The 2,912-nt window shown below is 71.6% G+C and carries 3 protein-coding genes; all 3 read left to right on the top strand.

Going from position 1 to position 2,912, the window contains the following annotated elements:
* Window positions 1–1,591 (top strand): DUF6537 domain-containing protein (locus V7050_RS20025; RefSeq protein ID WP_324411135.1); only part of this gene is annotated, 1,591 nt, incomplete at its 5' end.
* Between the two features lie 306 nt (window positions 1,592–1,897).
* A complete protein-coding gene (locus V7050_RS20030; RefSeq protein ID WP_324366437.1) occupies window positions 1,898–2,479 on the top strand; it encodes an HdeD family acid-resistance protein in 582 nt (193 codons plus the stop codon).
* 55 nt (window positions 2,480–2,534) lie between these two features.
* Window positions 2,535–2,912, top strand: a 378-nt coding sequence (locus V7050_RS20035; protein WP_324411137.1) for a hypothetical protein, incomplete at its 3' end; no start/stop codon positions are given.

Below are 2,912 nucleotides of genomic sequence, written 5' to 3' on the forward strand. Positions count from 1 at the left end.
CCGCCGCAAGCGCGGCACGTTCCCCGACCCCGACCGCCGCGTCTTCATCAACCCGGATGTCTGCGAGGGCTGCGGCGATTGCGGGGTGCAGTCGAACTGCGTCTCGATCCTGCCGCTCGAGACCGAGTTCGGCCGCAAGCGCGCCATCGACCAGTCGAGCTGCAACAAGGATTATTCCTGCCTCAAGGGCTTCTGCCCGAGCTTCGTGACGCTCGAGGGCGCCGAGGTGCGGGCGCGGCCCAGGCAGGATCTGGCGCTCCCGGACCTGCCGGCGCCCCCGCTCCCGGCGATCCGCGGGACCTACAATATCGTGGTCACTGGCGTCGGCGGCACCGGCGTCGTGACCATCGGCGCGCTGCTGGCGATGGCCGCGCATCTCGAGGGCAAGGGCGCGGGCGTCATGGAGATGGCCGGCCTCGCCCAGAAGGGCGGCGCGGTGCATATCCACTGCCGCATCGCCGGGAAGCCCGCGGACATCTCGGCGATCCGCGTCGCGGTGGGCGAGGCGGATGCGCTGATCGGCGGCGATCTGGTGGTCTCGGCCGGAACTAAGACGCTCGGGCTGCTCACCCGAGGCCGCAGCCGCGCGGTGGTCAATTCCCATGAGATCGTCACCGGCCAGTTCACCCGCGACCGCGGCTTCCGCCTCCCGACCGATCGGCTGACGCTGGCGCTGCGCGCGCGCCTCGGCGACGCGGGCCTCGTCATGCTCGACGCCACGCGGCTGGCGGAGGTGCTGACCGGAGACGCGGTGCACGCCAATGTGCTGATGCTCGGCGCCGCCTGGCAATCGGGGCTGGTGCCGCTCGGCGAGGAGGCGATCCTGCGCGCGATCGAGATCAACGGCGCCGATCCCGAGGGCAACAAGCGCGCCTTCGCGCTCGGCCGCTGGGCCGTGCTGCATGCCGCCGCCGCCGCCGAGGCGGCCGCGCCCCCGGCGCCGCCGCGCGCGGCCGACCTCGACACGATCATCGCGCGCCGCGCCGATCACCTCGCGAAATATCAGGACGCGCGCCTCGCCCGCCGCTACCGCGACCGCATCGCGCGGGCGCGCGAGCTGGACGAGGATTTTGCATCCGCCATGGCAAGAGGCTACCACAAACTTCTGGCCTACAAGGACGAATACGAGGTCGCCCGGCTGCATTCCGAGACGCTGCGCGCCGCGGTCGACGCGCAATTCGCCTCGGTCAGGGCCATGCGCTTTCACCTCGCGCCGCCGATCCTCGGTGGCCTCGATGCCGACCGCCGCCCGAAGAAGCGCGAGTTCGGCCCCTGGATGCTCGGCCTGCTCGGCCTGCTCGCGCGCATGAAGCGGCTGCGCGGCACCGCGCTCGATCCCTTCGGCCGCACCGCCGAGCGGCGGCTCGAGCGCGCGCTGATCGCCGAATACGAGGCGGACATGGACCGGGTTCAGGCGGGCCTCGCCCCGGAGACCCGCGACATCGCCATCGAGCTTGCGAGCCTGCCCCTCGAGATCCGCGGCTTCGGCCCGGTCAAGGCAAGGGCGGCGGAGCAGGCGGCCGGACGGCGCCGCGAGCTGCTCGAAGCCTTCGAGGCCGGCGGCTGGCCGCGGGTCGTGGCGGCCGAATAGGCCTGCGCCGCAGCCTCGCCGCGATCATCCCGGCAGGAGGTCATCAGCCCCGGCAGCGGCTTTGTGGATGTCCGGGCCGAGGCGCGGCTGATCGTGCGCAGCTATGTGGAGGACGCCGCCGGCGCGCGCAACGAGGTGCTGGGTGCCGAATGCGCCGTGACCAGCCTCGTTTTGTGGCCGGACGGTAGAAAGCGAGAGAACGAGCTCCGAATGCGGCGGCCCTCCGGCCCGCCGCGAGGCTGTTGCCAGACGCGCCGCGAATTGCGATGGTCCATCGCCGCAGCGGTTCCTTTCGGGAGAGTGACAGTGCCGATTTCCGTCAACGAGGCCTCCGGGGTCCTGCGCGAGGCCGTGCGCGGCACGATCCGCAAGCGGTCGCTGCTCTTCCTCATCCAGGGCGGGGTGATGGTCGCGGCGGGTGTGCTGGCGCTGATCTTCCCGCTCGCCATGAGCGTGGGCTTCCTGTCCCTTCTGGGCTGGCTCCTGATCCTCAGCGGCATCGTGCAGATCGTCTCGCTCTTCGGCGCGACCCAGGTGCCCTATTTTTGGCTGCAGCTGGTCTCAGTGGCGCTGGAGATGATCGTCGGCTATCTCCTGATCAGCAATCCCGAGGCCGGGCTCGTGGCGATCACCTTCCTGATGCTGGTGCTCTTCATGGTCGGCGGCATCGCGCGCATCGTCTTCGCGCTGATGATCCGCCCGATGCAGGACTGGATCTGGGTGCTGGCCGGCGGCGTGGTCTCGGTGCTCTGCGCGGTCGTGCTGATCGGGGCCCTGCCGGAGGCGGCGGCCTGGCTGCTGGGCCTCCTGCTCGGGGTGCAACTGATCGCGGCGGGCGCCGCCCAGGGCTATCTCGCCTGGCGGCTGCGCACGGCGGCGGTCGCCTGAACCACCCGGGGTCGGAACGAAAATGCCCGCGGGGCCGATGACGATGGAGAAGACGATGGGACGGATCGGGTTCGGCGTGCTGGGACTCCTGGCGCTCGCCGCCTGCGGCGACACGGGCATCCGCGGCAGCGGCTCGGGCACCGACCTGCCCTTGGTGGAAATGCAGCCCAATGCGGCGCAGATCGTGCCGCCCGGCCGCTGGAAGACCGGCCTCGCAGTGCGGGCCTTCGTTCCCGACGCCGAGGGCGGCTGGGTCGAGATGCCCGGCTCGCGCTGCCGCGTCGCGGGCGGGGATTACTTCACCGCCGACCTAGTGACCCCGGCGCGGCTGGTGCTGCCCGATCTCGGGCCGGACGCGCCGCAGCTCGTCGCCAATTGCACCAACGGCCAGCTCGCGGGGCAGGCGGGGGTCATGCCCGCCTATGGCCGGGCC

Source organism: Amaricoccus sp., from assembly GCF_036846665.1.
In the GTDB taxonomy this organism is placed as follows: Bacteria; Pseudomonadota; Alphaproteobacteria; order Rhodobacterales; family Rhodobacteraceae; genus Amaricoccus.